This window comes from Priestia sp. SIMBA_032, from assembly GCF_046535215.1.
GTDB lineage: Bacteria > Bacillota > Bacilli > Bacillales > Bacillaceae_H > Priestia > Priestia aryabhattai.
On sequence record NZ_JAWRXD010001476.1, the window covers coordinates 1 to 240 of the forward strand.

A 240-nucleotide genomic window follows, 5' to 3' on the forward strand; every position below is an offset into this window, starting at 1 on the left:
AGCAAGTGGTGATTCACCTGTACCTGAAGGACGGATGTTTTCTGTTTTCGGAAGAACTAATGGCAATTCTTCTTCTTTCACAGCTGTCATTGTGCCATCTTCCCAGTGAATTACTGGAATTGGCTCACCCCAGTAACGTTGACGGCTGAATAACCAGTCACGTAGACGGTACGTTACTTTTTGATTTCCTGCGCTCGTTGCTTCAAGCCATTCAATCATTTTTGCGATTGCTTCTTCTTT

Annotated in this window: 1 protein-coding gene; it reads right to left on the reverse strand. The window is 43.8% G+C overall.

Translation table 11 applies throughout. The features are described from left to right. Window positions 1–240: class I tRNA ligase family protein (locus SB717_RS39210; RefSeq protein ID WP_410908697.1), on the reverse strand; the 240-nt coding region annotated here is incomplete at both ends.